The sequence below is a fragment of the Nocardioides okcheonensis genome (assembly GCF_020991065.1).
Taxonomy (GTDB): Bacteria; Actinomycetota; Actinomycetes; order Propionibacteriales; family Nocardioidaceae; genus Nocardioides; species Nocardioides okcheonensis.
On sequence record NZ_CP087710.1, the window covers coordinates 1,336,220 to 1,358,701 of the forward strand.

Annotated in this window: 22 protein-coding genes and 1 pseudogene; 7 read left to right on the plus strand and 16 right to left on the minus strand. The window is 74.2% G+C overall.

All coding sequences use genetic code 11. From position 1 onward, the window contains the following. Positions 1 to 3: 3 nt before the first annotated feature. The 3 genes from LN652_RS06370 to LN652_RS06380 are packed head-to-tail and all read left to right on the plus strand — an operon-like array spanning position 4 to position 3,705. Positions 4 to 1,473 (plus strand): gamma-glutamyltransferase, encoded by a 1,470-nt coding sequence (locus LN652_RS06370; protein WP_230443842.1) that lies wholly within the window; start codon positions 4 to 6, stop codon positions 1,471 to 1,473. 29 nt (positions 1,474 to 1,502) lie between these two features. Further along, complete coding sequence (locus tag LN652_RS06375) at positions 1,503 to 2,180, plus strand: ABC transporter ATP-binding protein (protein ID WP_230443843.1); 678 nt, start codon at positions 1,503 to 1,505, stop codon at positions 2,178 to 2,180. Then, on the plus strand, positions 2,170 to 3,705 hold the full coding sequence (locus LN652_RS06380; protein ID WP_230443844.1) for a DUF6297 family protein: 1,536 nt from the start codon (positions 2,170 to 2,172) through the stop codon (positions 3,703 to 3,705). The genes LN652_RS06375 and LN652_RS06380 overlap by 11 nt, the downstream gene beginning before the upstream one ends. A 4-nt stretch (positions 3,706 to 3,709) precedes the next feature. On the opposite strand, the gene yczE is transcribed toward LN652_RS06380, so the two are convergent. Next, the gene (yczE, locus tag LN652_RS06385; RefSeq protein ID WP_230443845.1) at positions 3,710 to 4,390 is read right to left on the minus strand and encodes a membrane protein YczE; all 681 of its coding nucleotides are present in this window, start codon (positions 4,388 to 4,390) and stop codon (positions 3,710 to 3,712) included. 62 nt (positions 4,391 to 4,452) lie between these two features. Between yczE and yczR the strand changes: the two genes are divergently transcribed. Further along, complete coding sequence (gene yczR, locus LN652_RS06390) at positions 4,453 to 5,913, plus strand: MocR-like transcription factor YczR (protein WP_230443846.1); 1,461 nt, start codon at positions 4,453 to 4,455, stop codon at positions 5,911 to 5,913. 34 nt (positions 5,914 to 5,947) lie between these two features. Here the strand turns inward: yczR and serA are convergent, their stop codons facing one another. Then, positions 5,948 to 7,540, minus strand: coding sequence for a phosphoglycerate dehydrogenase (serA, locus tag LN652_RS06395; protein ID WP_230443847.1), 1,593 nt, complete (start codon positions 7,538 to 7,540; stop codon positions 5,948 to 5,950). A 152-nt stretch (positions 7,541 to 7,692) separates the two neighbouring features. On the opposite strand from serA, the gene LN652_RS06400 reads away from it, so the two are divergent. Continuing rightward, a complete protein-coding gene (locus LN652_RS06400) occupies positions 7,693 to 8,256 on the plus strand; it encodes a YdeI/OmpD-associated family protein (protein ID WP_230444695.1) in 564 nt (187 codons plus the stop codon). A gap of 9 nt (positions 8,257 to 8,265) precedes the next feature. On the opposite strand, the gene LN652_RS06405 is transcribed toward LN652_RS06400, so the two are convergent. The 9 genes and pseudogenes from LN652_RS06405 to LN652_RS06445 all read right to left on the minus strand — a co-directional run bounded on the left by LN652_RS06405 (position 8,266) and on the right by LN652_RS06445 (position 17,781). Beyond that, positions 8,266 to 8,991 (minus strand): DsbA family oxidoreductase, encoded by a 726-nt coding sequence (locus LN652_RS06405; RefSeq protein WP_230443848.1) that lies wholly within the window; start codon positions 8,989 to 8,991, stop codon positions 8,266 to 8,268. 38 nt (positions 8,992 to 9,029) lie between these two features. Next, positions 9,030 to 10,517 carry a purine-cytosine permease family protein gene (locus LN652_RS06410; RefSeq protein WP_230443849.1) on the minus strand — a complete coding sequence of 496 codons (1,488 nt, stop codon included), beginning with the start codon at positions 10,515 to 10,517 and terminating at the stop codon, positions 9,030 to 9,032. A 225-nt stretch (positions 10,518 to 10,742) separates the two neighbouring features. Beyond that, the gene (locus LN652_RS06415) at positions 10,743 to 11,546 is read right to left on the minus strand and encodes a methyltransferase domain-containing protein (RefSeq protein WP_230443850.1); all 804 of its coding nucleotides are present in this window, start codon (positions 11,544 to 11,546) and stop codon (positions 10,743 to 10,745) included. A 29-nt stretch (positions 11,547 to 11,575) separates the two neighbouring features. Beyond that, positions 11,576 to 12,604 carry a ketol-acid reductoisomerase gene (ilvC, locus tag LN652_RS06420; protein ID WP_329958466.1) on the minus strand — a complete coding sequence of 343 codons (1,029 nt, stop codon included), beginning with the start codon at positions 12,602 to 12,604 and terminating at the stop codon, positions 11,576 to 11,578. Between the two features lie 61 nt (positions 12,605 to 12,665). After that, the gene (ilvN, locus tag LN652_RS06425; protein WP_230443851.1) at positions 12,666 to 13,220 is read right to left on the minus strand and encodes an acetolactate synthase small subunit; all 555 of its coding nucleotides are present in this window, start codon (positions 13,218 to 13,220) and stop codon (positions 12,666 to 12,668) included. Between the two features lie 79 nt (positions 13,221 to 13,299). Further along, positions 13,300 to 15,057, minus strand: coding sequence for an acetolactate synthase large subunit (locus tag LN652_RS06430; RefSeq protein WP_230444697.1), 1,758 nt, complete (start codon positions 15,055 to 15,057; stop codon positions 13,300 to 13,302). Positions 15,058 to 15,387: 330 nt separating this feature from the next. Further along, positions 15,388 to 15,987, minus strand: a pseudogene (locus LN652_RS06435) (4a-hydroxytetrahydrobiopterin dehydratase); the annotation flags it as partial. 8 nt (positions 15,988 to 15,995) lie between these two features. Next, positions 15,996 to 16,694, minus strand: coding sequence for a 4a-hydroxytetrahydrobiopterin dehydratase (locus tag LN652_RS06440; RefSeq protein WP_230443852.1), 699 nt, complete (start codon positions 16,692 to 16,694; stop codon positions 15,996 to 15,998). A gap of 61 nt (positions 16,695 to 16,755) precedes the next feature. Further along, the gene (locus LN652_RS06445; protein WP_230443853.1) at positions 16,756 to 17,781 is read right to left on the minus strand and encodes a S66 family peptidase; all 1,026 of its coding nucleotides are present in this window, start codon (positions 17,779 to 17,781) and stop codon (positions 16,756 to 16,758) included. A gap of 25 nt (positions 17,782 to 17,806) precedes the next feature. Between LN652_RS06445 and LN652_RS06450 the strand changes: the two genes are divergently transcribed. Next, entirely contained in the window at positions 17,807 to 18,271 is a 465-nt protein-coding gene (locus tag LN652_RS06450; protein ID WP_230443854.1) for a DUF6973 domain-containing protein, read from the plus strand. 9 nt (positions 18,272 to 18,280) lie between these two features. Here the strand turns inward: LN652_RS06450 and LN652_RS06455 are convergent, their stop codons facing one another. Continuing rightward, the gene (locus tag LN652_RS06455; protein WP_230443855.1) at positions 18,281 to 18,877 is read right to left on the minus strand and encodes a TetR/AcrR family transcriptional regulator; all 597 of its coding nucleotides are present in this window, start codon (positions 18,875 to 18,877) and stop codon (positions 18,281 to 18,283) included. Positions 18,878 to 18,921: 44 nt separating this feature from the next. Between LN652_RS06455 and LN652_RS06460 the strand changes: the two genes are divergently transcribed. Next, positions 18,922 to 19,635: a hypothetical protein gene (locus LN652_RS06460; protein ID WP_230443856.1), complete on the plus strand. Its 714-nt coding sequence runs from the start codon at positions 18,922 to 18,924 to the stop codon at positions 19,633 to 19,635. Between the two features lie 4 nt (positions 19,636 to 19,639). Here LN652_RS06460 and LN652_RS06465 read toward each other — a convergent pair whose 3' ends face one another. Genes LN652_RS06465 through LN652_RS06480 form a run of 4 tightly spaced genes read right to left on the minus strand, consistent with a single transcriptional unit; the run spans position 19,640 to position 22,475 of the window. After that, entirely contained in the window at positions 19,640 to 20,083 is a 444-nt protein-coding gene (locus LN652_RS06465) for a deoxycytidylate deaminase (protein ID WP_230443857.1), read from the minus strand. Continuing rightward, on the minus strand, positions 20,080 to 20,496 hold the full coding sequence (locus tag LN652_RS06470) for a VOC family protein (protein ID WP_230443858.1): 417 nt from the start codon (positions 20,494 to 20,496) through the stop codon (positions 20,080 to 20,082). The genes LN652_RS06465 and LN652_RS06470 overlap by 4 nt, the downstream gene beginning before the upstream one ends. A 1-nt stretch (position 20,497) precedes the next feature. Next, positions 20,498 to 21,244, minus strand: coding sequence for a GNAT family N-acetyltransferase (locus LN652_RS06475; protein WP_230443859.1), 747 nt, complete (start codon positions 21,242 to 21,244; stop codon positions 20,498 to 20,500). Between the two features lie 10 nt (positions 21,245 to 21,254). Continuing rightward, positions 21,255 to 22,475, minus strand: coding sequence for a kynureninase (locus LN652_RS06480; RefSeq protein WP_230443860.1), 1,221 nt, complete (start codon positions 22,473 to 22,475; stop codon positions 21,255 to 21,257). Positions 22,476 to 22,482 lie beyond the last annotated feature (7 nt).

A 22,482-nucleotide genomic window follows, 5' to 3' on the forward strand; every position in this document is an offset into this window, starting at 1 on the left:
CCGATGAGCGCGCTCGCCGTCGCCGCGCCCAACCCGGCCGCGGCGGACGCCGCCGAGCAGGTCGCCCGGGCGGGCGGCTCGGCGGTCGACGCCGCCATCGCCGCGGCGCTGGTCGCGATGGTCAACGAGGTCGGCCTGGTCTCGCTGAGCTCGGGCGGGTTCGTCGCGGTGCAGCCGGCCCGCGGCGACGCGTACACCGTGGACGGCTGGGTCGACCGGCCCGGGAGGGGCCGTGACCCGGGGGCGCCGGCGCCCCGCACCTGGGACGTCTCGACCGCCTACGGCGGTGGGGTCACCATCACGATCGGCCCCGGGTCGGTCGCCACGCACGGCTCGCTCGCCGCCTTCGGCGAGGCCCACGCGCGCGACGGCCGGCTGCCGTGGCGCGACCTGCTCGCGCCCGCGGTCGCGGTGGCGCGCGACGGGTTCGCCCTCGGGTCGGCGTCGCGCTACTACCTCGACCACGTCCACGAGTCGGTCTTCGGCTGGGACGACGCCAGCCGGGCCGCGCTGCACGACGCGTCCGGGCGGGTGACCGAGGACCGGGTCGTGGTGCCCGACCTCGCCGCGACGCTCGAGCACGTCGCCGCCGCGGGACCGCGGGCGATGCACGAGGGCGACCTCGCCCGCCTGCTCGTCGACGACCTCCAGGCGCGCGGCGGCGTGCTGTCGGCGGCCGACCTCGCGGCGTACGAGCCGGTCGTCCGCGCGCCCCTCACGACCCGGGTCGGGCCGTGGCGCCTCGCCACCACTCCCCCGCCGTCGGTCGGCGGCGTGGTCGTCGCGTCGATGCTGCGCCTGCTCGACGGGCGCCCGGTGGGCGGCTGGGACGCCGACGACGTCGAGCACCTCGTCCGCGTGCAGCGCGCCGTCCTGGGTCACCGGCGCGAGGTGCTGGAGACCGCTGGCGACCTCGACGCGGCGGCCCGCGACTGGCTGGACCGGGTCGACGCCGACCACCGCAGCGTGCTCGAGTCGGGGTCGACCGCCCACGTCTCGGTCACCGACGCCGACGGGGCCGCGTGCTCGATCACGGTGTCGTCGGGCTACGGCGCCGGCATGATCGCCGCCGGGACGGGCATCTGGCTCAACAACTGCCTCGGTGAGCAGGAGCTCAACCCGCCGGGACGTAGCGTCGCCCCGGGCGCGCGTCTGCTGTCCAACATGGCCCCGACGGTGGGCCGCCACGACGACGGCGCGACCCTCGCGATCGGCTCGCCCGGCGCCGACCGGATCACCACCGCGATCGTGTGCGCGCTCGCCGGGTTCGCCGGCGGTCTCGGCCTCGCGGACGCCGTCGCCCACCCGCGCGTGCACGTGCACCGGGCGGGGCTGCCCGACGAGGAGGTGCGGGTCGAGGACGAGCCGTCGATGTACTTCGGCGGGGTCGGCGCGGCCCTCACCACGGCCGACGGCCACCTCGAGGCGGTGGCCGACCCCCGGCGCGAGGGCGTCGGGCGGGTGGTGGGCTGACCCGGGGGGCGGCTGCTTGGATTGACGGCATGGCCAAGAAGAAGGCGGCCCCGGCGGAGCCGGCGCTGCTCGAGGTCCGTGGGATCACCCGGACGTTCGGCGACCGCACCATCCTCGACGGCGTGGACCTCGACGTCCGCGCCGGCGAGGCGGTCGGCGTGGTCGGCCCCAACGGCAGCGGCAAGTCGACGCTCCTGCGCTGCATCGTCGGCGCCGACGACGCGGACGCGGGCGAGTCGACGCTGGCGGGCCAGCTGCTCGACGAGCGCCGTCCGGGGATCCGCGCCGACCTGGCCATCGTCATGGACGACATCGACTTCTTCCCCGACCTCTCCGTGGTCGAGCACCTCGACCTCGTCGCGCGGGCGCACTCGACGCCGGACGCCGAGGAGGTCGTCGACCTCGTGCTGGGCGAGGTCGGCCTGATGGAGGTCTCGGGCCAGCTGCCGTCGACGCTCTCGTCCGGGCAGCGGCGACGCCTCGCGCTGGCCAGCGCGTTCGTCCGGCCGCGCAGGCTGCTCGTGCTCGACGAGCCGGAGGCCCGGCTCGACGTGGAGGGCGTCGCCTGGCTCGGCGAGAAGCTCGTGGCGGAGAAGCGGGCCGGTCGCGGGGTCCTGCTCGTCAGCCACGACGCCGGTCTCGTGGCCCGCGTGTGCGACCGCGTCGTCCGCCTCGGTCCCGACCGGGCGGCGCCCGATGCCGGCTGAGGCCCACCCCGCCCGGCCCGCCGGACCCGAGGTCACCACCGCGCGGGAGGTGCGCCAGGAGATCCGCGACTGGCGGCGCGGCCGGGCGGAGCTCCGGTGGGGCGAGGTCCTGTCCGACGCCTACGTCGGGCTCTTCTGCGTCGTGATGGTCGGCGCGATGGCCGGCAACGTCGTGCTCCGCCTCCGGCGGCTGGCCGACGAGACCTGCGCCGGGAGCTGCAGCGAGGTCCGCTCGGCCGCGCCGTGGCTGGTCGCGCTCGCCGTGGCGCTGCTGGCGCTCGGCATGGCGCGCCTCCTCGGGCCGGTCTTCAGCCCGCCCGCCGCCAACAGCTGGGTGCTGACCTCGCCCGTCGACCGCGGGGCGCTGCTGCGGCCGGGGTGGATGCGGACCGTCGCCCTGACGGTCGTGGGGGCCGCCCTCCTGCTGCTCGCCCCCGCCGTCCTCGGCGGGCTCGCCTGGCCCGACGCCGTCGGCTACCTCGTCGCCGGCAGCACCGCCGCGCTGGCGTGCGTCGGGGTCGCCGCCCTGTCCCAGGTGCGCGAGGGCGCCGCGTCCCGCCGGCTCACCTGGCTGGTGACCCTGGCGCTGTGGGCGGTGCTCGGCCTCGCCGCGACCGAGGAGCTCGGGAGGCTCCCGGAGGTGCCGCCGGGCACGGTCGCGGTCGTCGCCGTCGCCCTGGCGGTCGTCGCCGTGCTGACGGCCTGGCGCGCCGCCGTGGTGCTCGGATCGGTGTCGCGTCGCGTGCTCGGCCAGACCGAGCACCTCTCCCCCAGCCTGTCGGGTGCGCTGTCGTCGGTCGACCTCGGCCTGATGTACGACGTCCTGCTGGCCCGTCGCTGGGGACGCGGGGCCCACGTGCGGAGCCGCCGCGGCGGCCCGGTCGGCTGGTCGGCGCTCGCCCACCGCGACCTGCTGCGCGCCCGGCGCGCTCCCCAGCCGTACGTCCTGCTCGCCGGGCTGGTGCTGGTGCCCTACGCCGCCGCGGAGGCCGACGCCGGCCGCGCCGTCGTGCTGGCGACGACGCTCGCCGGGCTGCTCGGCGGGCCCGCGCTCTGCTCGGGGCTGCGGGTCGTCGTGCGGACCGAGGGGCTGGCGCGGATGATGCCGTTCAAGCGGCAGACGCTGCTGCTGGCCCACCTCGTCGTGCCGGGCACCGCGCTGATGCTCTTCGCGCTGGCGACCACGCCGACGCTCGTGCGGGTGGTCGACGACGGCGGGGCGGTCAACCTCGCGATCGCGTGCGGCCTCTCCTCCGTCGCGGCGACCCTGCGGTGGATCACCGGGAAGCCGCCGAACTACGCGGCTCCGATGGTGAGCACTCCCGCCGGCGGTGCACCGACCGGCGTCATCTTCAGCGTCCTGCGCGGCTTCGACGTGTGGGCGATCACCGCCCTGCCGCTCATGTTCGGCCAGGGCGGCATGCTGCTCTCGTCGCTCCTCAGCGTCGGCGTGATCGCCTTCCTGACCTCCGACGGGCTCCAGCAACCGCCCGCCCCGGCATCCCCCGAGCCGCGGGCGCGGTGAACGCTCAGCGGCCGTCGGGGGCCATCACGTCGACGGTGAACCACGGCAGCATCAGCTGGGTCAGCGGGCCGATGGCGAGGGCGTAGACGACCGTCCCGACGCCGAGCACCCCGCCGAGCACGAGACCGATCACCACGACCGCCACCTCGAGCCCGGTGCGGACCAGGCGCAGCGAGAGGCCGGTGCGGCGCGCCAGCCCGGTCATCAGGCCGTCCCGCGGACCGCGGCCGAGCTGGGCACCGATGTAGAGCGCGCTGGCCAGCCCGCACAGGACCACGCCGCCGACCATCAGGCCCAGGCGCAGCGCGAGCGCGTCGGGGCGCTCGAGGACGGCCAGGGTGGCGTCGGCGGAGAGGCCGACCACCACCGCGTTGCTGATCGTGCCGAGGCCGGGCATCTCGCGCAGCGGGATCCACAGCAGCAGGACGACGAAGCTGAACAGCACCACCGCCTGGCCGAGCGTCATCGGGACGTGCCGGATGAAGCCGGAGTGGAGCACGTCCCAGGGCGCGAGGCCGAGCGCACCGCGGACCATCATCGCCAGCGACACCCCGTAGAGGAACAGGCCGACGTAGAGCTGCGGCAGGCGCCGGGCGAGGCGTCCCGCCCGCAGCTGGGCGATCGGGCCGAGGTCGACGAGGACGCCGCGCGGCGCGGCCGGGTCGAGGGAGGTGCGGCTGGACATGGCGACCATGCTGCCGGAGATTGGCATTGTCCGACATAGCCAATCGTGCGACAGTGGCCACCATGAGCCGCACCGTCAGCGCCCAGCGCGTGGCCACCCTCGTCGGCGACTTCCCGCGCTCCCCCGCCTACGCCGGTCTCGCCGACCGGCTCCGCGTGCTCGTCGGCGACGGCCGGATCGGCCTGGGCGTGCGCCTGCCCAGTGAGCGCGAGCTCACCGCCGCGCTCGACGTCTCGCGCACGACGGTCACCCGCGCCTACGACGTGCTCCGGGAGAGCGGGTACGCCGAGGCCCGCCGCGGGTCCGGCACGTTCACCCGGGTGCCGGGCGGTCGTCGGCGCGCGCACGACAAGGCGCTCATGCCCGGCGCCGGCGGCGAGGACGTCATCGACCTCAACTGCGCCGCGCACTCGGCCCCGCCCGGCCTGGCCGAGGCCTACCAGCGCGCCACCGAGCAGCTCCCGGCCTACCTCGGCGGCCCGGGCTACTTCCCGCTGGGGATGCCCGCGCTGCAGGCCCGGATCGCCGCGACCTACGACGCCCGGGGGCTGCCGACCGCCCCGGAGCAGGTGATGGTGACGGCGGGCGCGCTGGCCGCGGCCTCGGTGGTGGCCCGCGCGTTCACCGCCGCCGGCGACCGGGTGCTCGTGGAGTCACCGACCTATCCCAACGCGACCGAGGCGCTCCGCGGCTCCGGCGCGCGGCTGGTCCCGGCGACGGTCGACCCCGACGGGTGGGACGTCGACGCCCTCGCGGCCACGGTGCGGCAGAGCGCGCCGCGGCTGGCCTACCTGATCCCCGACTTCCAGAACCCCACCGGGCACCTGATGGACGACGCCCAGCGCGAGGAGCTCGCCGCGGCGCTGGCGCGGACCCGGACCCTGGCGGTGGCCGACGAGGCGCACCAGGCGCTCGCGCACAGCCCCGCGCTCGCCGCGTCGATGCCGCGCCCGTTCGCGGCCCACGCGCGTGACGCGATCACCATCGGCAGCGCCAGCAAGTCGTTCTGGGGCGGCCTGCGGCTCGGGTGGGTGCGCGCGCCGCTCGACCAGGTCGACCGCCTGCTGCGTGCCCGCGTCGGCGTCGACCTGGGCGCCCCGGTGTTCGAGCAGCTGGTGCTGGCCGACCTGCTCGACCACGCGGACGAGGTGCTCCCCGTGCACCGGGCGCGGCTCGCCGCCGGGCGCGAGGCGGTGGTGGCGGCGGTCCGCCAGCACCTGCCGTCGTGGCGCTTCCGGGTCCCCGAGGGAGGCCTGGCGCTCTGGTGCGAGCTGCCCGCGCCGCTGGGGACCGCCGTCACCGAGGAGGCGGCCCGGCGGGGCGTGGTCCTCGCTCCCGGGCCGGTCTTCGCGGTCGAGGGCGGCCTCGACCGCTTCGTCCGGATCCCCTGGACGTCCTCGCCGGAGTCGCTCACCGAGGCCGTACGACGCCTCGCCGCCGCCTGGGAGCACGTGGCCGACACCGATCGGCCGACGCCGGGTCGACGGGGGTCGACCGGCGCCGGCCGGGTGATGGTGGCCTGACCCGGGCCGGGCCGGGCCGGCCGGGTCGGGTCGGTCAGGTCAGGTCGACCGCGCGCACCGTGGCCCGCATCGCGGACTCGATCTCGGCGAGCGTCTCGGCCGGGATGGCGGAGTCGACGCTGAGCGCCACGAGCGCCGCACCGCCCTGCTCGCGGCGCGAGACCTGCATGCCGGCGATGTTGACCTGGGCGTCGCCGAGGATGCCGCCGACCGTGCCGACCATGCCCGGCCGGTCCTCGTAGGTGAGGAACGCGAGGTGGGTGGTGGGCTCGATGTCGACGTCGAAGCCGTTGACCTCGACCAGCCGCTCCTTCTGGGAGAGGCCGATGAGGGTGCCGCTGACCGAGACCTGGGTGCCGTCGGCCAGGGTGCCGCGCAGCGTGATCAGGTTGCGGTGGTCGGGGCTCTCGGGCTCGGTCACCAGCCGCACCTCGGTGCCGCGCTCGGCCGCGAGCAGCGGCGCGTTCACGTAGGACACCTGCTCCTCGACGATGTCGGCGAAGACGCCCTTGAGCGCCGCGAGCTCGAGCACCTTGACGTCGTACTCGGTGATCTCGCCGCGCACCTCGACGTCGAGCGCGCTCGCGACCTCGCCGGCGAGGGCCGTGAAGACGCGGCCGAGCTTCTCGGTGAGCGGGATGCCGGGACGCACGTCCTCGGCGATCACGCCGCCCTGGACGTTGACCGCGTCCGGGACGAGCTCGCCGCTCAGCGCCAGGCGCACCGACCGCGCGACGGCGATGCCGGCCTTCTCCTGGGCCTCGTCGGTCGACGCGCCGAGGTGGGGCGTGGCGACGACGTTCTCGAGCTCGAACAGCGGGCTGTCGGTGCACGGCTCGCTCGCGAAGACGTCGAGGCCGGCAGCGGCGATCTCGCCGCGCTTGAGGGCGTCGTGGAGCGCCGCCTCGTCGACGATGCCGCCGCGCGCGGCGTTGACGAGCACCAGGCTCTGCTTGGCGGCGGCGAGCTGGTCGGCGCCGATCAGGCCCACGGTCTCGGGCGTCTTGGGCAGGTGCACGCTCATGAAGTCGGACTCGGCGAGCAGGGTGTCGAGGTCGACGAGGCGCACGCCCATCTGCGCGGCGCGGCCGGCCTGGACGTAGGGGTCGTAGGCGATGACCTTCATACCGAAGGCGCTCAGCCGCTGGGCGACGAGCACGCCGATGCGGCCGAGGCCGACGATGCCGACGGTCTTCTCGTAGAGCTCGATGCCGGTGTACTTCGAGCGCTTCCACTCCCCGCCGCGCAGGGCGGCGTGGGCGGGGCTGATGTGGCGCGCGGCGGCGAGCATCAGCGCGACGGCGAGCTCGGCGGCGCTGACGATGTTGGAGGTCGGCGCGTTGACGACCATCACACCGGCCTGGGTCGCGGCCTTGACGTCGACGTTGTCGAGGCCGACACCCGCGCGGGCGACCACCTTGAGCCGCTGGGCCGCGGCGAGCGCCTCGGCGTCGACCTTGGTGGCGGAGCGGACCAGGATCGCGTCGACGTCGGCGATCGCCGGGATCAGCTCGGCACGGTCGGCGCCGTTGCAGTGGCGGATCTCGAAGTCGGGCCCGAGCGCCTCGATGGTGGCGGGGCTCAGCTCTTCGGCGATGAGCACGACAGGCTTGGCAGGAGCGTTCACAGCGGGGTCCTCGAGAAGTTCTGGGGATGTGTCCGGGACTGCACGACGCTGTGCGACGCCCACTGTACCCGCGGGTCGTGCGACCGGGACGCGGTCCCCGCATGTGGACGTGCGGTGTCGGTGCCCGGGCCTACGCTGGGCCGGTGGGCGTGATGGACGACGCGGAGCGGCTCGACCCGGCGACCGTGCTGGAGTGGAGCGCGTGGCTGCGCGAGCACCACGGGCGACCGACCGGCGTGTGGCTGGTCAGCCCCCGTCGCGCCGCCGAGCGCCCGTTCTCCTACGAGGAGGCGGTGCTCGAGGCGCTGCGCTTCGGGTGGGTCGACTCCACGGTGCGACCGGTCGACGAGCGCCGGACGATGATGTGGTTCGCCCCGCGTCGCCCCGGCAGCATGTGGACGCGCATCAACAAGGGTCGCGTCGCCCGGCTCGAGGACGCCGGGCTGATGGAGCCGGCTGGTGCGGCCGCCGTGGCGCTCGCGCAGGAGACCGGGATGTGGACGCTGATGGACGACGTCGAGGACTGCGTCGTCCCCGACGACCTCGCGGCCGCGTTCCACGCCCACCCCGGCTCCCGCGAGCACTGGGACTCGTGGTCGCCGTCGGCGCAGAAGATGATCCTCACCTGGATCGTGCTGGCCAAGCGGCCCGAGACCCGCGCGGCGCGGGTCCTCGCGAGCGCCGAGAAGGCCGCGCGGGGCGAGAAGGCGCGGTGAGGTCGGGGCTCAGACGGCGCAGCCGTCGGGGCCGCACACGTCCCCGTCGCCGGCGGCCGGCACCGCGCTGTCCACCATCTCCAGGCCGGGGTGCGACTCGGCCCAGGCCCGCTCGAGCAGCTGGGTGAAGACCTCGGTGGGCTGGGCGCCGGAGACGCCGTACTTCTGGTCCACGACGAAGAACGGCACACCGGTGGCGCCGTAGGCCTGCGCCTGGTCGATGTCGGCCTGCACGTCCGCGGCGTACTCGCGGCTCGCCAGCACGGCGTCGACCCGGTCGGCGTCGAGGCCGGCCGCGACCGCGACGTCGCGGAGGACGGCGTGGTCGGCGACGTTGCGCGCCTCGGTGAAGTAGGCCGCGAGCAGCGCCTCCTTGACCCGGCCCTGCAGGTCGTGGCCGCCCTGCTCGTGGGCGAGGTGGATCAGCCGGTGGGCGTCGACGGTGTTGAGGTGGAGGGTCTCGGAGAGCCGGTAGACCAGCCCGACCTCCGCCGCGACCGCCTCGACCCGGTCCTGCATCTGCTGGACGCCGGCGGGCGACTGGCCGTACTTCTTCGCCAGCATCTCGGCGGTGCCGGTGGTGGGCTCGGTGGGCGCGCCCGGGTCGAGCTGGTAGGCGCGCCAGTGCACCTCGACCTCGTCGGCGTGCGGGAACGCGGCCAGCGCCTCCTCGATGCGGCGCTTGCCGATGTAGCACCAGGGGCAGACGACGTCGGACCAGATCTCGATCTTCACGTGCGCCCCAACGCCGGGGCCGGCCGTCGTGTTCCCGGTCAGGACTCCTGGCGGCGGACCGTGCCGCGTCGCGCGGCGTAGGTGACGCCGAAGCCGAGCACGAGCGCGAGCAGCACGCCGAGGTTGGCGTAGGCCCACGGGCCCTCCCAGTAGGCCCCCAGCGGGTCGTCGACGAAGGTGCCGAGGCCGAGCGGCTCGATGAGGAAGCCCTGCCAGTTGTTCCACGACGCGTCGGCGGCGAAGGAGTTGACCACCAGGCCCCAGCCCAGCACCGAGGCGCCCACCATGGTGGCGACCGAGACCTTGTCGACGGAGCCGTAGCGCCCGGCAGGGTCGAACAGCGCCTCGTCGTCGTAGTCGCGCCTGCGCAGCGCGATGTCGGCGATCATGATCCCGGCCCACGCCGCCAGCGGGACGCCGAGCGTGATGAGGAAGCTCTGGAACGGGCCGAGGAAGTCCTGGGCGAAGAAGACCACCCAGATCGTGCCGAGGGTGAGGATCGTGCCGTCGACCCCGGCCGCCGCCGGCCGCGGGATCCGGACGCCGAGCGAGAGCAGGGTGAGGCCCGAGGAGTAGATGCCGAGGACGGCGCCGCTCACCAGCGCCAGGATCGCGGCCAGCAGGAACGGCACCAGGAACCAGGTCGGCAGCAGCGTGCCGAGCATGCCGATCGGGTCGGCGACGATGCCCGCAGACAGGGTCTGCGACGAGCCGGCCAGCAGCAGGCCGAAGACAACGAGCAGGACCGGTGCCACCGCGCCGCCGAAGGTGTTCCAGCGGACGATCGCCGAGCCGTCGGCGTCACGACGCTGGTAGCGCGACCAGTCGGCGGCGATGTTGATCCAGCCGAGGCCGAAGCCGGTCATCACCATGACGAGGGCACCGACCATCTGCTGCACGCTCCCGTCCGGGACGGCGCTGACCGCGGACCAGTCGATCTCGTCGAGGGTGAGCGCGACGTAGACGAGGGTGGCGATGCCGGTGATCCAGGTCAGCCAGGACTGCAGCCGCATGATGACGTGGTAGCCGGCGACGCTCGCCGAGACGATCAGCGCGGCCACGACGAGCGTCGCGACGACCTTCGTGCCGGTGCCGGAGGCCCAGCCGAGCTGGTCGAAGATCGTGGCGGTCGCGAGCACGGCCAGGATGGCGAGGAACGTCTCCCAGCCGATCGAGACCAGCCAGGAGATCACGCCCGGCAGCTTCTGGCCGTTGACGCCGAAGGCCGCGCGGCTGAGCACCATGGTGGGCGCCGATCCCCGCTTGCCGGCGATCGCGATGATCCCGCACAGCGCGAACGACACGACGATGCCGACCACCGACACGACCAGCGCCTGCCGGAACGAGATCCCGAAGCCGAGCACGAACGAGCCGTAGCTGATCCCGAAGACCGACACGTTCGCCGCGAACCACGGCCAGAACAGGTCGCGCGGGCGGGCGGTGCGCGCGGACTCCTCGATGATCTCGATGCCCGTGGTCTCGACGCCGAGCCGCCGGGTCTGCTCGAGCGTCTGCTGCTGTGTCATACCCGCATCGTCGCGCACGACCGGCTCCGCACCAAGCACCGCACGGCTGAGGGCGACCGGGGCACCCGGGGCAGCGGTGTCCCAGCCACCTTCTGCGAGCCGGAACTGTGGGTGGGCCACCGCCGGTGGGCGCGGCGTACGCCAGTGGGCGCGGCGTGGGCCGGCGCGCGGACGAGCGGTGCGCCAGCCACCTTTCGTGCGCGGGAAGTGTGGGTGGGACACCGCTCAGGCGCGGAGGAGCACCTCGCCGTGCAGGACGGAGAACCAGCCGTCGGGGTCCGCGGCCCAGGCGCGCCAGGCGTCGGCGACCTCGGCCAGGTCCGCCTCGGTCGCCCGGCCCTCCGCCACCAGCTGGCGGGCCAGGGCGGTCGAGGTGAGCCGGTCGGCCCACAGGCCGCCCCACCAGGCGCGGTCCTCGGGCGTGGCGAAGCACCAGGTCGAGGAGCCTGCCTCGACCTCGGTGGCGCCGGCGGCGTGCGCCCACGCCAGCAGCATCCGCCCGGCGTCCGGCTCGCCCCCGTTGGCGCGGGCGGCGGCGGCGTAGAGCGCGAGCCAGCGGTCGAGCCCCGCCGACGCGGGGTGCCACGAGAAGTGCCCGTAGTCGCTGTCGCGCACCGCCACGAGGCCGCCGGGACGGGTGGCACGGAGCATCTCCCGCAGGGCGCCGACCGGGTCCGCGACGTGCTGCAGCACCTGGTGGGCGTGGACCACGTCGAACGGACCGCCGAGCGCGTCGAGGTCGAGCGCGCGCACGTCGCCCACCACCACCCGCGCGACGATCCCCTGCCGGTCCAGCTCGGCACGGGTCAGGGCGGCGGCCTCCTCGGTGACCTCGAGGGCCACGACCTCACCGGCCTCCCCGACCAGGCGGGCGAGGTCTGCGGTGATCGTGCCCGGCCCCGACCCGACGTCGAGCAGCCGCTGGCCCGCCCGCAGGTGGGGCAGCAGGTGGGCGGCGGAGTTCGCGGCCGTGCGCCAGCGGTGCGAGCGCAGGACGGCCTCGGCGTGACCGTGGGTGTACGTCGTCACGTCGAGGCCGTCCTTGCGATCGGAGTGGGTCAGCGGGCCGAGGAGCCCTCGACGTAGTCGGTGTCGTGGGACTTGACCCACGCCATCAGCTTGCGCAGCTCGCGACCGGTCTGCTCGATGGGGTGCGACTCCGCCTTCTGGCGGAACGCGGTGAACTCCGGGGAGCCGTTGTCCATGTCGGTGATGAAGCGCTCGGCAAACGCGCCGTTCTTGATGTCGGCGAGCACGTCCTCCATGTTCTTCTTCACCTCCGGAGTGATCACGCGGGGGCCGGAGACGTAGTCGCCGAACTCGGCGGTGTCGGAGACCGACCAGCGCTGCTTGGCGATGCCGCCCTCGTACATCAGGTCGACGATCAGCTTGAGCTCGTGGAGGCACTCGAAGTAGGCCACCTCCGGCTGGTAGCCGGCCTCGGTGAGCACCTCGAAGCCGTACTGGACGAGCTGCGAGGCGCCGCCGCAGAGCACGGCCTGCTCGCCGAACAGGTCGGTCTCGGTCTCCTCGGTGAAGGTGGTCTTGATGCCGCCGGCACGCAGGCCGCCGATCGCCTTGGCGTAGGACAGCGCGAGGTCCCAGGCCTTGCCGGACTCGTCCTTCTCCACCGCGACCAGGACCGGGACGCCGCGGCCGTCGACGTACTCGCGGCGCACGAGGTGGCCGGGGCCCTTGGGCGCGACCATGAAGACGTCGACGCCCTCGGGCGGGGTGATGTAGCCGAAGCGGATGTTGAAACCGTGGCCGAAGACGAGGGTGTCGCCGGGGGTGAGCGCGGGCTCGATCTCCTCGGCGTAGAGCTTCCTCTGGTGCTGGTCCGGGGCGAGGATCACGATCAGGTCGGACTCCTCCGCCGCCTCGCGCGGGGTGAGGACGCGCAGGCCCTCGGCCTCGGCCTTGTCGCGGCTCTTCGAGCCGGGCTGCAGGCCGATGCGGACGTCGACGCCGGAGTCGCGCAGCGACAGCGCGTGGGCGTGGCCCTGGCTGCCGTAGCCGATCACCGCGACGTTCTTGCCCTGGATCAGGCTCAGGTCGGCGTCGTCGTCGTAGAACATCTCAGCCACGGGGGCTCTCCTTCATGGTTGGTGCTGCTGGAAATCGGTGGGGCAAAACGGGTGGTGCGGGTCAGGCGATGGCGGACGCGGGGGCGGGCACGGCGACCGGACGCTGCGAGCGCTCGCTGATCGAGCGCGAGCCGCGCCCGATCGCGACCATGCCGGACTGGACGAGCTCGCGGATCCCGAACGGCTCGAGCACGCGCAGCAGGTCGGCCAGCTTGTCGGAGTTGCCGACGGCCTGGACCGTGATCGCGTCGGGGGCCACGTCGACCACCTTGGCGCGGAAGAGCTGGACGGCGTCGAGCACCGCGCCCCGCGTGCCGGCGTCGGCGCGGACCTTGACGAGCAGCAGCTCGCGGTTGACCGAGCCCGGACCGTCGAGCTCGACGATCTTGATCACCTCGACCAGCTTGTTGAGCTGCTTGGTGACCTGCTCGAGCGGGGACTCCTCGACGTTGACCACGATGGTCATCCGGGAGACCTCGGGGTGCTCGGTCGGGCCGACGGCGAGGCTGTCGATGTTGAACCCGCGCCGGGAGAACAGGCCGGCGATGCGGGCCAGGACGCCGGGCTTGTTCTCCACCAGGACGCTCAGCGTGTGCTTGTGGGAGACGCTGCTCATCGACGTCCTCGCTTCGCTCCGGGCGCCGACGAGGCTCCCATGGCACTGTTCATGATGGTGGTCTCGCTTCGCTCGTCCACTAGATGTCGTCCTCGTCGAACTGGGGCGCGAGGTCGCGCGCGTACTTGATCTCGTCGTTGCTGCTGCCGGCGGCCACCATCGGCCACACCATCGCGTCGCGGTGGACCCGGAAGTCGATGACCACCGGCTGGTCGTCGATCGCCATCGCCTTCTCGATCGTGGCGTCCACCTCGTCGGGCGAGTCGCACGCCAGGCCGACGCAGCCGTAGGCGTCGGCGAGCTTGACGAAGTCGGGGATGCGCTTGGAGTGCAGGTCGGTGTTGGAGTAGCGCTCGTTGTAGAACAGCGTCTGCCACTGGCGCACCATGCCGAGCGACTCGTTGTTGATCACCGCGACCTTGATCGGGATGTCGTTGATCGCGCAGGTGGCGAGCTCCTGGTTGGTCATCTGGAAGCACCCGTCGCCGTCGATGGACCACACGGTGCTGTCCGGCTTGCCGACCTTGGCGCCCATCGCGGCCGGGACAGAGAAGCCCATCGTGCCGAGGCCGCCGGAGTTGATCCACGTGCCCGGGTGCTCGTAGTCGACGAAGTGGGCGGCCCACATCTGGTGCTGCCCGACGCCGGAGCAGTAGATCGCCTCGGGCCCGGCGATCGCGCTGAGCCGCTCGATGACGTACTGCGGGGCGAGCGAGCCGTCGGCGGGCGTGTCGTATCCCAGCGGGTAGGTCTTCTTGAGCCCCGCCAGGAAGGCCACCCACGCCTCGTAGTCGCCGTCGGCGCCCTCGGCCTCGAGCCGCGCCACCAGCTGGGTGATGACCTCCCTGGCGTCGCCCACGATCGGGACGTCGGCGTGGCGGTTCTTGCCGATCTCGGCCGGGTCGATGTCGGCGTGGATGACCAGCGCGTTCGGGGCGAACGAGTCGAGGTTGCCGGTGACGCGGTCGTCGAAGCGGGCGCCGAGGCTGATGATCAGGTCGCTCTTCTGCAGGCCCGCGACCGCGGCGACGGTGCCGTGCATGCCGGGCATGCCGAGGTGCTGCGGGTTGCTGTCGGGGAACGCGCCGCGGGCCATCAGGGTGGTGACGACCGGGATGCCGGTCAGCGCCGCGAGGCGGGCCAGCTCGCGCGACGCGCCGGCGCGGATCACGCCGCCGCCGACGTAGAGCACCGGTCGCTTCGCGTCGCGGATGAGGCGCACGGCCTCCTTGATCTGCTTGCCGTGCGGCGTGGTCACCGGGCGGTAGCCCGGCAGGTGCAGCTCGCTCGGCCACGCGAACGTGGTCTGGGCCTGCAGGGCGGACTTGGCGACGTCGACCAGCACCGGGCCGGGCCGGCCGGTGGAGGCGATGTGGAACGCCTCGGCGATGGTGCGCGGGATGTCGGCCGGGTCGGTGACCAGGAAGTTGTGCTTGGTGATCGGCATCGTGATGCCGCGGATGTCGGCCTCCTGGAAGGCGTCGGTGCCGATCATCGAGGCGCCGACCTGTCCGGTGACCGCGACCATCGGCACGGAGTCCATGTGGGCGTCGGCGATCGGGGTGACCAGGTTGGTCGCGCCGGGTCCCGAGGTCGCCATGCAGACACCGACCCGACCGGTCGCAGCGGCGTAGCCCTGCGCCGCGTGCCCGGCGGCCTGCTCGTGGCGCACCAGGATGTGCCGGATCCGCGTGGAGTCCATCAGCGGGTCGTAGGCCGGGAGGATCGCCCCGCCCGGGATGCCGAAGATGTCCGTGACGCCGGCTGCCTCGAGGGACGTCACCAGGCTCTGGGCTCCCGTGACCGTGCCGCCGACCTGTGCGCCCTGCTCCGTCATGTCCGTCTCTTCCCTGCTCTTCCCAGCGAGTGGTGCCTGCCCAACAAAAAACCCCCCGGCCCGGTGGGCGACGAGGGGATGACGCGTGTGCCTGCGGCCGGTCGGCCTCAGTCCACGCGTCGCGTGCGTACAAGAATCTCGGTGCGCATGCGACAACCGTCGTCGCCGGCCCCTGCCGGCGTCAAGCAAGTGTGACACTCGTCCCAACATGTGGAACGGAAGTCTCGCGATGTGGCCGCTTGCCCCACCTTTGTCGCGGCCCAGCCCCGTGGTCAGGCACACCTGGTTGCCCTGCGGGTCGGCCAGGACGGTGAACGCCGGCGCGTGGGCGTCGCTCACCAGCCGGCCCCCGGCGGCGAGCGCGGCCTCCACCCGTGGCGCGACGACCTCCGGCGGGACCCGGACGTCGAGGTGGAACCGCTGGCGGGGCACGTCGTGCGGGTCGGTGCGCTGGAACCACAGGGCGGGACCGGTGCCGCCGAGGTCGCGGACCTCACCGTCGTGGAGCGGGTGGTCGTCGTAGCCCAGCACCGCGCGCCAGAACGCCTTCACCTCGGCGTGGTCGGGGGTGTCGAGGGCGATCTCGACGACCTCGACGGCGCCGGGATCGGCCGCGACGCCTGCCTCGGCCGCCACGGCGCTGATCGCCCGGGCGAGGGCGAGGTCGCGACCGGTGACGCCGAAGACGTCACGGCTGATCAGCCGGACGTGGAGGGTGGTCGGGCGCAGGTCGAGCTCGGGGGCGTGCCCCACCCGGGCGGCGGCCTCGCCGATGCGGGCGACCAGCGCGAGCCCGGCCTCGAAGCGGCCGGTGGCGAAGCGGGTCTCGAGGGTCTGGAACATCATCCGCCAGTCGTCGAGCCCCGCCTCGGCCTGCACCTGGGTGAAGGTGAGCGGGGCGCGGTCGCCGGCCTCGTCCGGGGAAGCCATCTGCGGGGTCAGCGGCCGAGCCGGGTGCAGATGCAGGAACGGTTGCCGTCGGCGTCGGCGACCACCCAGTAGGACGGGGCCTCGGCGTCGCTGACCAGCGTGCCCCCGGCGTCGAGCACGGCCTGCAGCCGGCGCTCGCCCTCGTCGTGGGGCACCCAGACGTCGAGGTGCCAGCGCTGCTCGGGGTTGGTCGGCGGGAGCTCGGCACCGGGCTCGTCGTCCGGGCCGGGCGGGGACTGGAACCACAGGCTCGGCACCTGGTCGGTCGCCTCGACCCAGTCGCGGCTCTCGCCGACCTCGCCGCCGAGCAGGGCTGCGTAGAAGTCGCCGAGGTGCTGCGGCGCGGTGGAGTCGAGCGCCGCCTCGAGCTCGACGAGCCCGGAGGTGTCGGCCCCGACGCCGGCCTCGGCCGCGAAGCCGCTGACCAGGCGCGCGAGGTCGAGGTCGCGGCTGGTGATGCCGCCGACGTCGTGGCTGGCAAGGGTGACGACGACGGCGGGGTAGGTCAGCGTGATGTCCGGGTGGTGGTCCGCCTCCTCGGCGGCGGCACCGATCCGGTCGACCAGGGCGAGCCCGGTGGCGAAGTCACCGGTGCGGAAGCGGGCCCGGATCCCGCTCGCGAGGTGGCGCCAGTCGTCGAGGCCGGGGGCCTCGCGGACCTCCTCGGCGGAGAGCTTCCTCTTCGGGTCTGCGGCTGCGTCGCTCATGCCGGCGACCCTGCCACGCCCCACCGACAGCGGCCACCCCCTCCGGGCGGGCGCGACCCGCTCACGCCAGGGTCTGGGTGACCTCGTGGCGGTCGCCGTCGACGACCACCCGCGCCAGCGCGCCGTTGACCAGCGGCAGGTGGGGCGGGACGTGGCCGATCTCGAGGTCCCACACGACCGGCAGGTCGAGGCGGCCGAGGGCGTCCTCCACGGCCCCGCGCTGGGTGAGGTCGGGGGTGTCCGGGGCGCGCGTGCTCCCCATGAGCACGGCAGCGGCGCGGTCGAACCAGCCGGCCAGCCGCATCGAGTGGAGGTGGCGGCAGATGTCGACGGCGTCGGACTCGCAGGCCTCGAGGTAGACGACCGTCGGCTCGTCGAAGCGCTCGGCCCAGGTCCGGACGTCGCCGTAGGGCGTGCCGGCGAGGGGCCCGACCGTCTCGATGCACCCGCCGACCAGTCGGCCCGTCACGTCGAGCGTCCCGCCGCCGCGCAGCTCCCAGCCGCCCGGCCCGACGTGCTTCCACGTGGTGGCGCGGGTGTCCTCCTCGAAGCGCCACCAGTCGGTCACCACCCCGGAGTCGCGCTGCACGAAGGGACCCGGGCCGCTCACCAGGTCGAGCCAGTGCAGCAGGCCGTCGGGCACGGCGTAGGGGGTGTCGGCGAGGTTGTCGCCGTGCACGGTCGCCCAGCCGAGGCGGGTCGTGATCGGCAGCAGGACGGTCGACAGGTCCGAGAAGCCGACCAGCCAGGTCGGCTCGCTCGCGGCCAGCAGGTCCCAGTCGATCAGGTCGACGAGGTCGATCGCGGTCTCGCCGCCCCACGGGGGCACGACGCAGGCGATGTCGGGGTCGGCCAGCATGCCGGTCAGCTCGGCCGCGCGGACCTCGGCGGGGGCGGAGGTGAGGCCGGAGCCGTCCATGCACGCCCCCACCACGACGTCGTACCCGCGGGCGCGCAGCCACTCGACGCTGAAGTCGATCCGCTCGGCCCCCGCGCCGACCACCCCGGCCGACGGCGAGGTCACCCCGATCCGGTCACCGGGGCGCAACAGGCGCGGGTAGCGGGTCGGAGGCACGGGCGTGGACATGCGCCGAGTCTGTCAGGCTGTGTCCATGGGCTCTGTGTCATCGGGGTGGGGCGACCTCGCCCGCCAGGCCATCCACGCGGGGACCGGCGTCCCCCGGCTCTACGTCGCCGCGACGCGGGCGGGGCTCTCCCCCGCCGAGGCGTTCGAGGTGCTGCGCATCTCGCAGGCCTCGCTGGCCGCCGCGGCCACGCACGGCCGCGGGGTGCCGGGCCGGACCAACGCGGTGCGGCACTTCACGTGGCAGGCCGCGCTCACCGCTCGCTTCGGCACCGACGCCGCGCGCACGATCGCCGCTGCCCAGGAGTCGGGCACCCCGAACGCCCGGGACTCGCGCGTCGACGAGCACAACAACGCCGTCGGGCAGGAGTACGGGACCCGGCACGCCGACGAGCTCACCGGCCTCTCCCCCGCCGACCTGGTGGCCCGGCTGGTGCCGGTGGCGCTGGCGAAGTGGGACGCCGACGAGCTGGTGTGGGTCCGGCCGCACTGAGCGACGGGCTCAGCCGGGAGCGAGCAGGCGACGCACCACGTCGAGCAGCATCGCGCGCTGTCCCGCCGCGGTGAACCGCTCCTCGACGGCCAGCCGGCCGAGGAAGCCGTCGACGACGGCGATCACCCACTGGGTGAGGTCGGCGGCCGACACGTCGTCGCGGACCTGTCCGGCCTCCCTGGCGCGGGCCAGCCAGGGCGCGAGGCCCTCCTCCAGCGCACGGGTGTCGGCCCCCAGCGCCGCCTCCACCTCTGGCTCGCCCATCACCGCTCCGACCGCGCGGACGAACCCCGCCATCCTGGGGTCCGACATCTCGTCCGCGGCGTGGGCGACGTAGGCCTCGACCACCCCGAACGGGTCGTCGTCGGCCGGGCGCGCGGCGAACCACTCGCGGGTCTCGGTCGTGCCGAGCTCGAGGATGGCGAGCAGCAGCTGCTGCTTGGTCGGGAAGTAGTGGAAGAAGGTGCCCGACCCGATGCCGGCCTGCCGGCAGATCGCCGCGGTCGACGTGCCGGCGTAGCCGGTGGCCGCGAAGCAGGTGAGCGCCGCGTCGATGATGACCAGCCGACGCTCGCGGTGCCGCTCGGGGTCGACGGTGCGCGCCATGGTCCTCGTTCCATTGATGGAGTGCGTGCTCTAGTATTGCACGCATGGCTGAGGCGGAACGGTGGCACCTCGTGGTGGCGGACGTCGACCACGAGGTCGTCGTCGAGCCCGCCGCGCTGACCCGGACGGTCGTGTGGTCGCGCGACGGCGTGGAGGTCGGCCGCAAGCGGACGTCCGACGAGAAGGTGGTCCTCGCCCCGGACGGCGCCGACGGCGCCGTGCGCGTGGTCTGCGGCCTGGTCGGGCCGGTGCGGCGGGTGACGCTGCACCGCTCGGAGGCCGAGGCGCACACCGGCCTCGGCGGCACCGACCTCGAGCCCGAGGCGGGGTCGCGGGCGGCGCGACGGGCCGAGTGGATCGGCGCGCACCCGCACCTGCACACGGCGCGGCAGACCGCGCTCGCCGCCGCCGGTGTCGCGGTGCCGGTCCTGCTGCTGTGGCTGCTCGCCCGGGTCCCGTGGCCCAGCGTCGACCTGCCGTCGGTCCCCTGGCCGGACCTGCCGTCCATCCCCTGGCCCGACCTGCCCGCGATCCCGTGGCCGGACGTCCAGCTGCCGTCGATCCCCTGGCCGGACCTCCCCGACCTCCCCGGCTGGGTGGAGCCGGTGCGCAAGCTCGCGCTGCCGGTGCTGATCGCGTTCGTCGTGGCGCGCGGCGAGGTCAGGCGCCGCCGGAGGGCCGAGGAGGCCCGCCGGGCCGACGAGGAGCGCCGCCGGAGCGCGGACGAGCAGGCAGCGGACGCGTCCGCCGACCGCTGAGGGCCTACCAGGCGGTGAGGCCGACCCGGTCGTGCTCGCCGTCGGGCCACACCGCGCGGACCACCCCGGCGGCGGCCAGCGCCTTGCGGCAGCCGGGGCACGGCGGGTCGGTGATGTAGGCCGTCGCGCCCTTGGTGTCGCGGGTCGCGAACAGCAGCGCGTTGACCTCGGCGTGGATGGCGATGCAGAAGCCGGGTGCGCCGGGCCGGTCGTAGTCGCCGAGCCCGGGCACCTCGTCGTAGCCGAGCTGGCCGCGCGGGCAGGCGCCCGAGAGGCAGTCGTCCTCGCCGGGCGCGGCACCGTTGTAGCCGGTGGCGATGATCCGGTGGTCGATGGTGAGCACGGCCCCGACGCGACGGCGGGTGCACTTGGCGCGCGCGGCGACGGCGGTCGCGATGCCCAGGAAGTAGTCGTCCCAGCCCGGGACGGTCGGCAGGTCGGTGCTCACGGGAGCACAGACTGCCCGATCTCGCCGGGGTTGACGGCCACTTCCCACCGGAAGCCGTCGGGGTCGGCGAAGTAGCCGGAGTAGCCGCCCCACTCGCGCTGCTCGGCGGCGAGCACCTCCGACGCCCCGGCGGCCCGGGCCTGCTCGAGCACGGTGTCGACGCCGTCGGTGGTGGCGAGGTTGTGCGACAGCGTGATCGGCGGCGTGCCGCCGCGCGTCGGCGCGTGCCCGACCTCGGCGACGAAGCCGGCCTCCGCCCACAGGCTCAGCACGACCTTGTCGGCGACGCGGAACATCAGCACCTCGCCCGTGACGTGCACCTCGGGCTCCCAGCCGAGCCCGTCGACGTAGAAGCGACGCGTGGCCTCGAGGTCGGTGACGACGAGGGTGACGAAGCTGACGCGCTGGTCCACGTCACTGCTCCCGGGCGGTCTCGGGCGGGCGGGCGGCCAGCCGGGTGCGCTGGCGGCCGGCGTCGTCGAAGTTGGCGTCGTCGAGCCAGTCGTCGAGCGCGCGCCGCACCCGCGGCCACTCGCGGTCGGTGATCGAGAACCAGTCGGTGTCGCGGTTGCGGCCCTTGTAGACCAGCGCGTTGCGGAACCGGCCCTCCCAGATGAAGCCGAGGCGGATCGCGGCGCGGCGCGAGGGCGCGTTGAGGCTGTCGCACTTCCACTCGTAGCGCCGGTAGCCGAGGTCGTCGAAGGCGTGGCGCAGCAGCAGCGCCATCGCCTCGGTGGCGGCGCGGCTGCGCTGGAGCTGGCGGCCGAGCAGGATGCCGCCGACCTCGACCGAGCCCATCGCGGGGTCGATGCGCAGGTAGGAGCAGAAGCCCGCCGCGCGGCCGGTCTCGACGGGCACGATGGCGAACGACACGACGCCGGGCGCCGCGACCATGTCGTCGACGATGGCGGCGAGCTCGTCGCGCGTGCGCGGGCGCTCCCAGACGAAGTAGGTCCACAGCGCGTCGTCGGACTCCCGGCACAGCGCGGCGAACAGGTCGTCGACGTGCTGCGCCCTGATCGGCTCGAGCCGGACGCCCTTGCCCTCGAGCACCGTGTCCCGGGCCGGCGCGGTGGCGCCGTGCCAGTCGACGGCGCGTCCGATGCGCTGGCCGTGCGGGGTCTGGCGCTGCGCGCTCGGGAAGGGGAGGTTCACCGTCACGCCGGCAACCCTACGAGGAGCCGCTCCCGAGGCCGGCGAGCGCGTCCCGGATCGCCTCCATCCCGCGGTGCACCTCGTCGAACGAGGTGGACAGCGGCGAGAGCCCGACCCGCAGGCCGCCGGGGTCGCGGTAGTCGGGGATCACGTCGCGCTCCCACAGCGCCGCGACCACCTCCTTCATCCGCGGGTGGTGCAGCGTGACGTGTCCACCGCGGCGCTCGGGGTCGCGCGGCGAGGCGACGGTGACCCCGAGGTCGGCGAGCAGCTCGTCGGCCAGCTCGACGGCGTACGACGTGAGCGCGACGGACTTGGCGCGGACCGCGTCGATCCCTGCCTCGTCGACGAGCGCCACCATGTCGGCCATCGCGAGCATCGCGCTGATCGGCGGGGTGCCGGAGATGTAGCGGCGCACGCCGTCGGCGGGCGTGTAGCCCGGGCCCATGAGGAACGGGTCGGCGTGCCCCATCCACCCCTGGACCGGCTGGCGCAGGTGCTGGTGGCGGGTGGCGACGTAGCCGAAGGCGGGCGAGCCGGGGCCGCCGTTGAGGTACTTGTAGGTGCAGCCCACGGCGAGGTCGACGTCCCACGCGTCGAGCTCGGTCGGCACCGAGCCGGCGGAGTGGCACAGGTCCCACAGGACCAGGCCGCCCGCGTCGTGGACGACTCGGGTGATCGCCGGGACGTCGGCGAGGAAGCCCGAGCGGTACGCGACGTGGCACAGCACGACGAGCGCGGTCCGCTCCCCCACCACGGCGGCGACGGCCTCGGGCGACGGGCCGCCGGCGCGGTCGACCTCGAGCCAGCGGACGGTGAGCCCGCGCTCGGCGGCGATGCCCTCCACGAGGTACCGGTCGGTGGGGAAGCTGTCGTCGTCGATGACGATCTCGTCGCGGCCCCCGGGCGCTCCGTCGACCGCGGCGCGGATCAGCTTGTAGAGCAGGACCGTGGTGGAGTCGCCGACGAAGGTCTGGCCGGCCGCGGCGCCGAGGCACACGCGCGCGATCTCGTCGCCGAGCACCAGCGGCTGCTCGTACCACCGCTCGTCCCAGCCGCGGATCAGCCGGCCGCCCCACTCGTCCTCGACGAACGAGCGGATCCGCTCGGCCGTGGCGCGCAGGGGCCGACCGAGCGAGTTGCCGTCGAAGTAGACGAGGTCGGAGGTGGCGCCGACGAAGCGGTCGCGGAGGTGGGCGAGCGGGTCGGCGGCGTCGAGGTCTGCTGCGGTCGTCACGACCGCA

Excerpts from the sequence above, each read along its gene's own strand:
- yczR (WP_230443846.1), top strand. The coding sequence starts at position 4,453 with ATGAGCCGCACCGTCAGCGCCCAGCGCGTGGCCACCCTCGTCGGCGAC.
- LN652_RS06445 (WP_230443853.1), bottom strand. The coding sequence starts at position 17,781 with ATGTCCACGCCCGTGCCTCCGACCCGCTACCCGCGCCTGTTGCGCCCC.
- LN652_RS06460 (WP_230443856.1), top strand. The coding sequence starts at position 18,922 with ATGGCTGAGGCGGAACGGTGGCACCTCGTGGTGGCGGACGTCGACCAC.
- LN652_RS06440 (WP_230443852.1), bottom strand. The coding sequence starts at position 16,694 with ATGAGCGACGCAGCCGCAGACCCGAAGAGGAAGCTCTCCGCCGAGGAG.
- LN652_RS06410 (WP_230443849.1), bottom strand. The coding sequence starts at position 10,517 with ATGACACAGCAGCAGACGCTCGAGCAGACCCGGCGGCTCGGCGTCGAG.
- ilvN (WP_230443851.1), bottom strand. The coding sequence starts at position 13,220 with ATGAGCAGCGTCTCCCACAAGCACACGCTGAGCGTCCTGGTGGAGAAC.
- LN652_RS06430 (WP_230444697.1), bottom strand. The coding sequence starts at position 15,057 with ATGACGGAGCAGGGCGCACAGGTCGGCGGCACGGTCACGGGAGCCCAG.
- LN652_RS06375 (WP_230443843.1), top strand. The coding sequence starts at position 1,503 with ATGGCCAAGAAGAAGGCGGCCCCGGCGGAGCCGGCGCTGCTCGAGGTC.
- LN652_RS06450 (WP_230443854.1), top strand. The coding sequence starts at position 17,807 with ATGGGCTCTGTGTCATCGGGGTGGGGCGACCTCGCCCGCCAGGCCATC.
- LN652_RS06370 (WP_230443842.1), top strand. The coding sequence starts at position 4 with ATGAGCGCGCTCGCCGTCGCCGCGCCCAACCCGGCCGCGGCGGACGCC.
- LN652_RS06455 (WP_230443855.1), bottom strand. The coding sequence starts at position 18,877 with ATGGCGCGCACCGTCGACCCCGAGCGGCACCGCGAGCGTCGGCTGGTC.
- yczE (WP_230443845.1), bottom strand. The coding sequence starts at position 4,390 with ATGTCCAGCCGCACCTCCCTCGACCCGGCCGCGCCGCGCGGCGTCCTC.
- LN652_RS06380 (WP_230443844.1), top strand. The coding sequence starts at position 2,170 with ATGCCGGCTGAGGCCCACCCCGCCCGGCCCGCCGGACCCGAGGTCACC.
- LN652_RS06400 (WP_230444695.1), top strand. The coding sequence starts at position 7,693 with ATGGACGACGCGGAGCGGCTCGACCCGGCGACCGTGCTGGAGTGGAGC.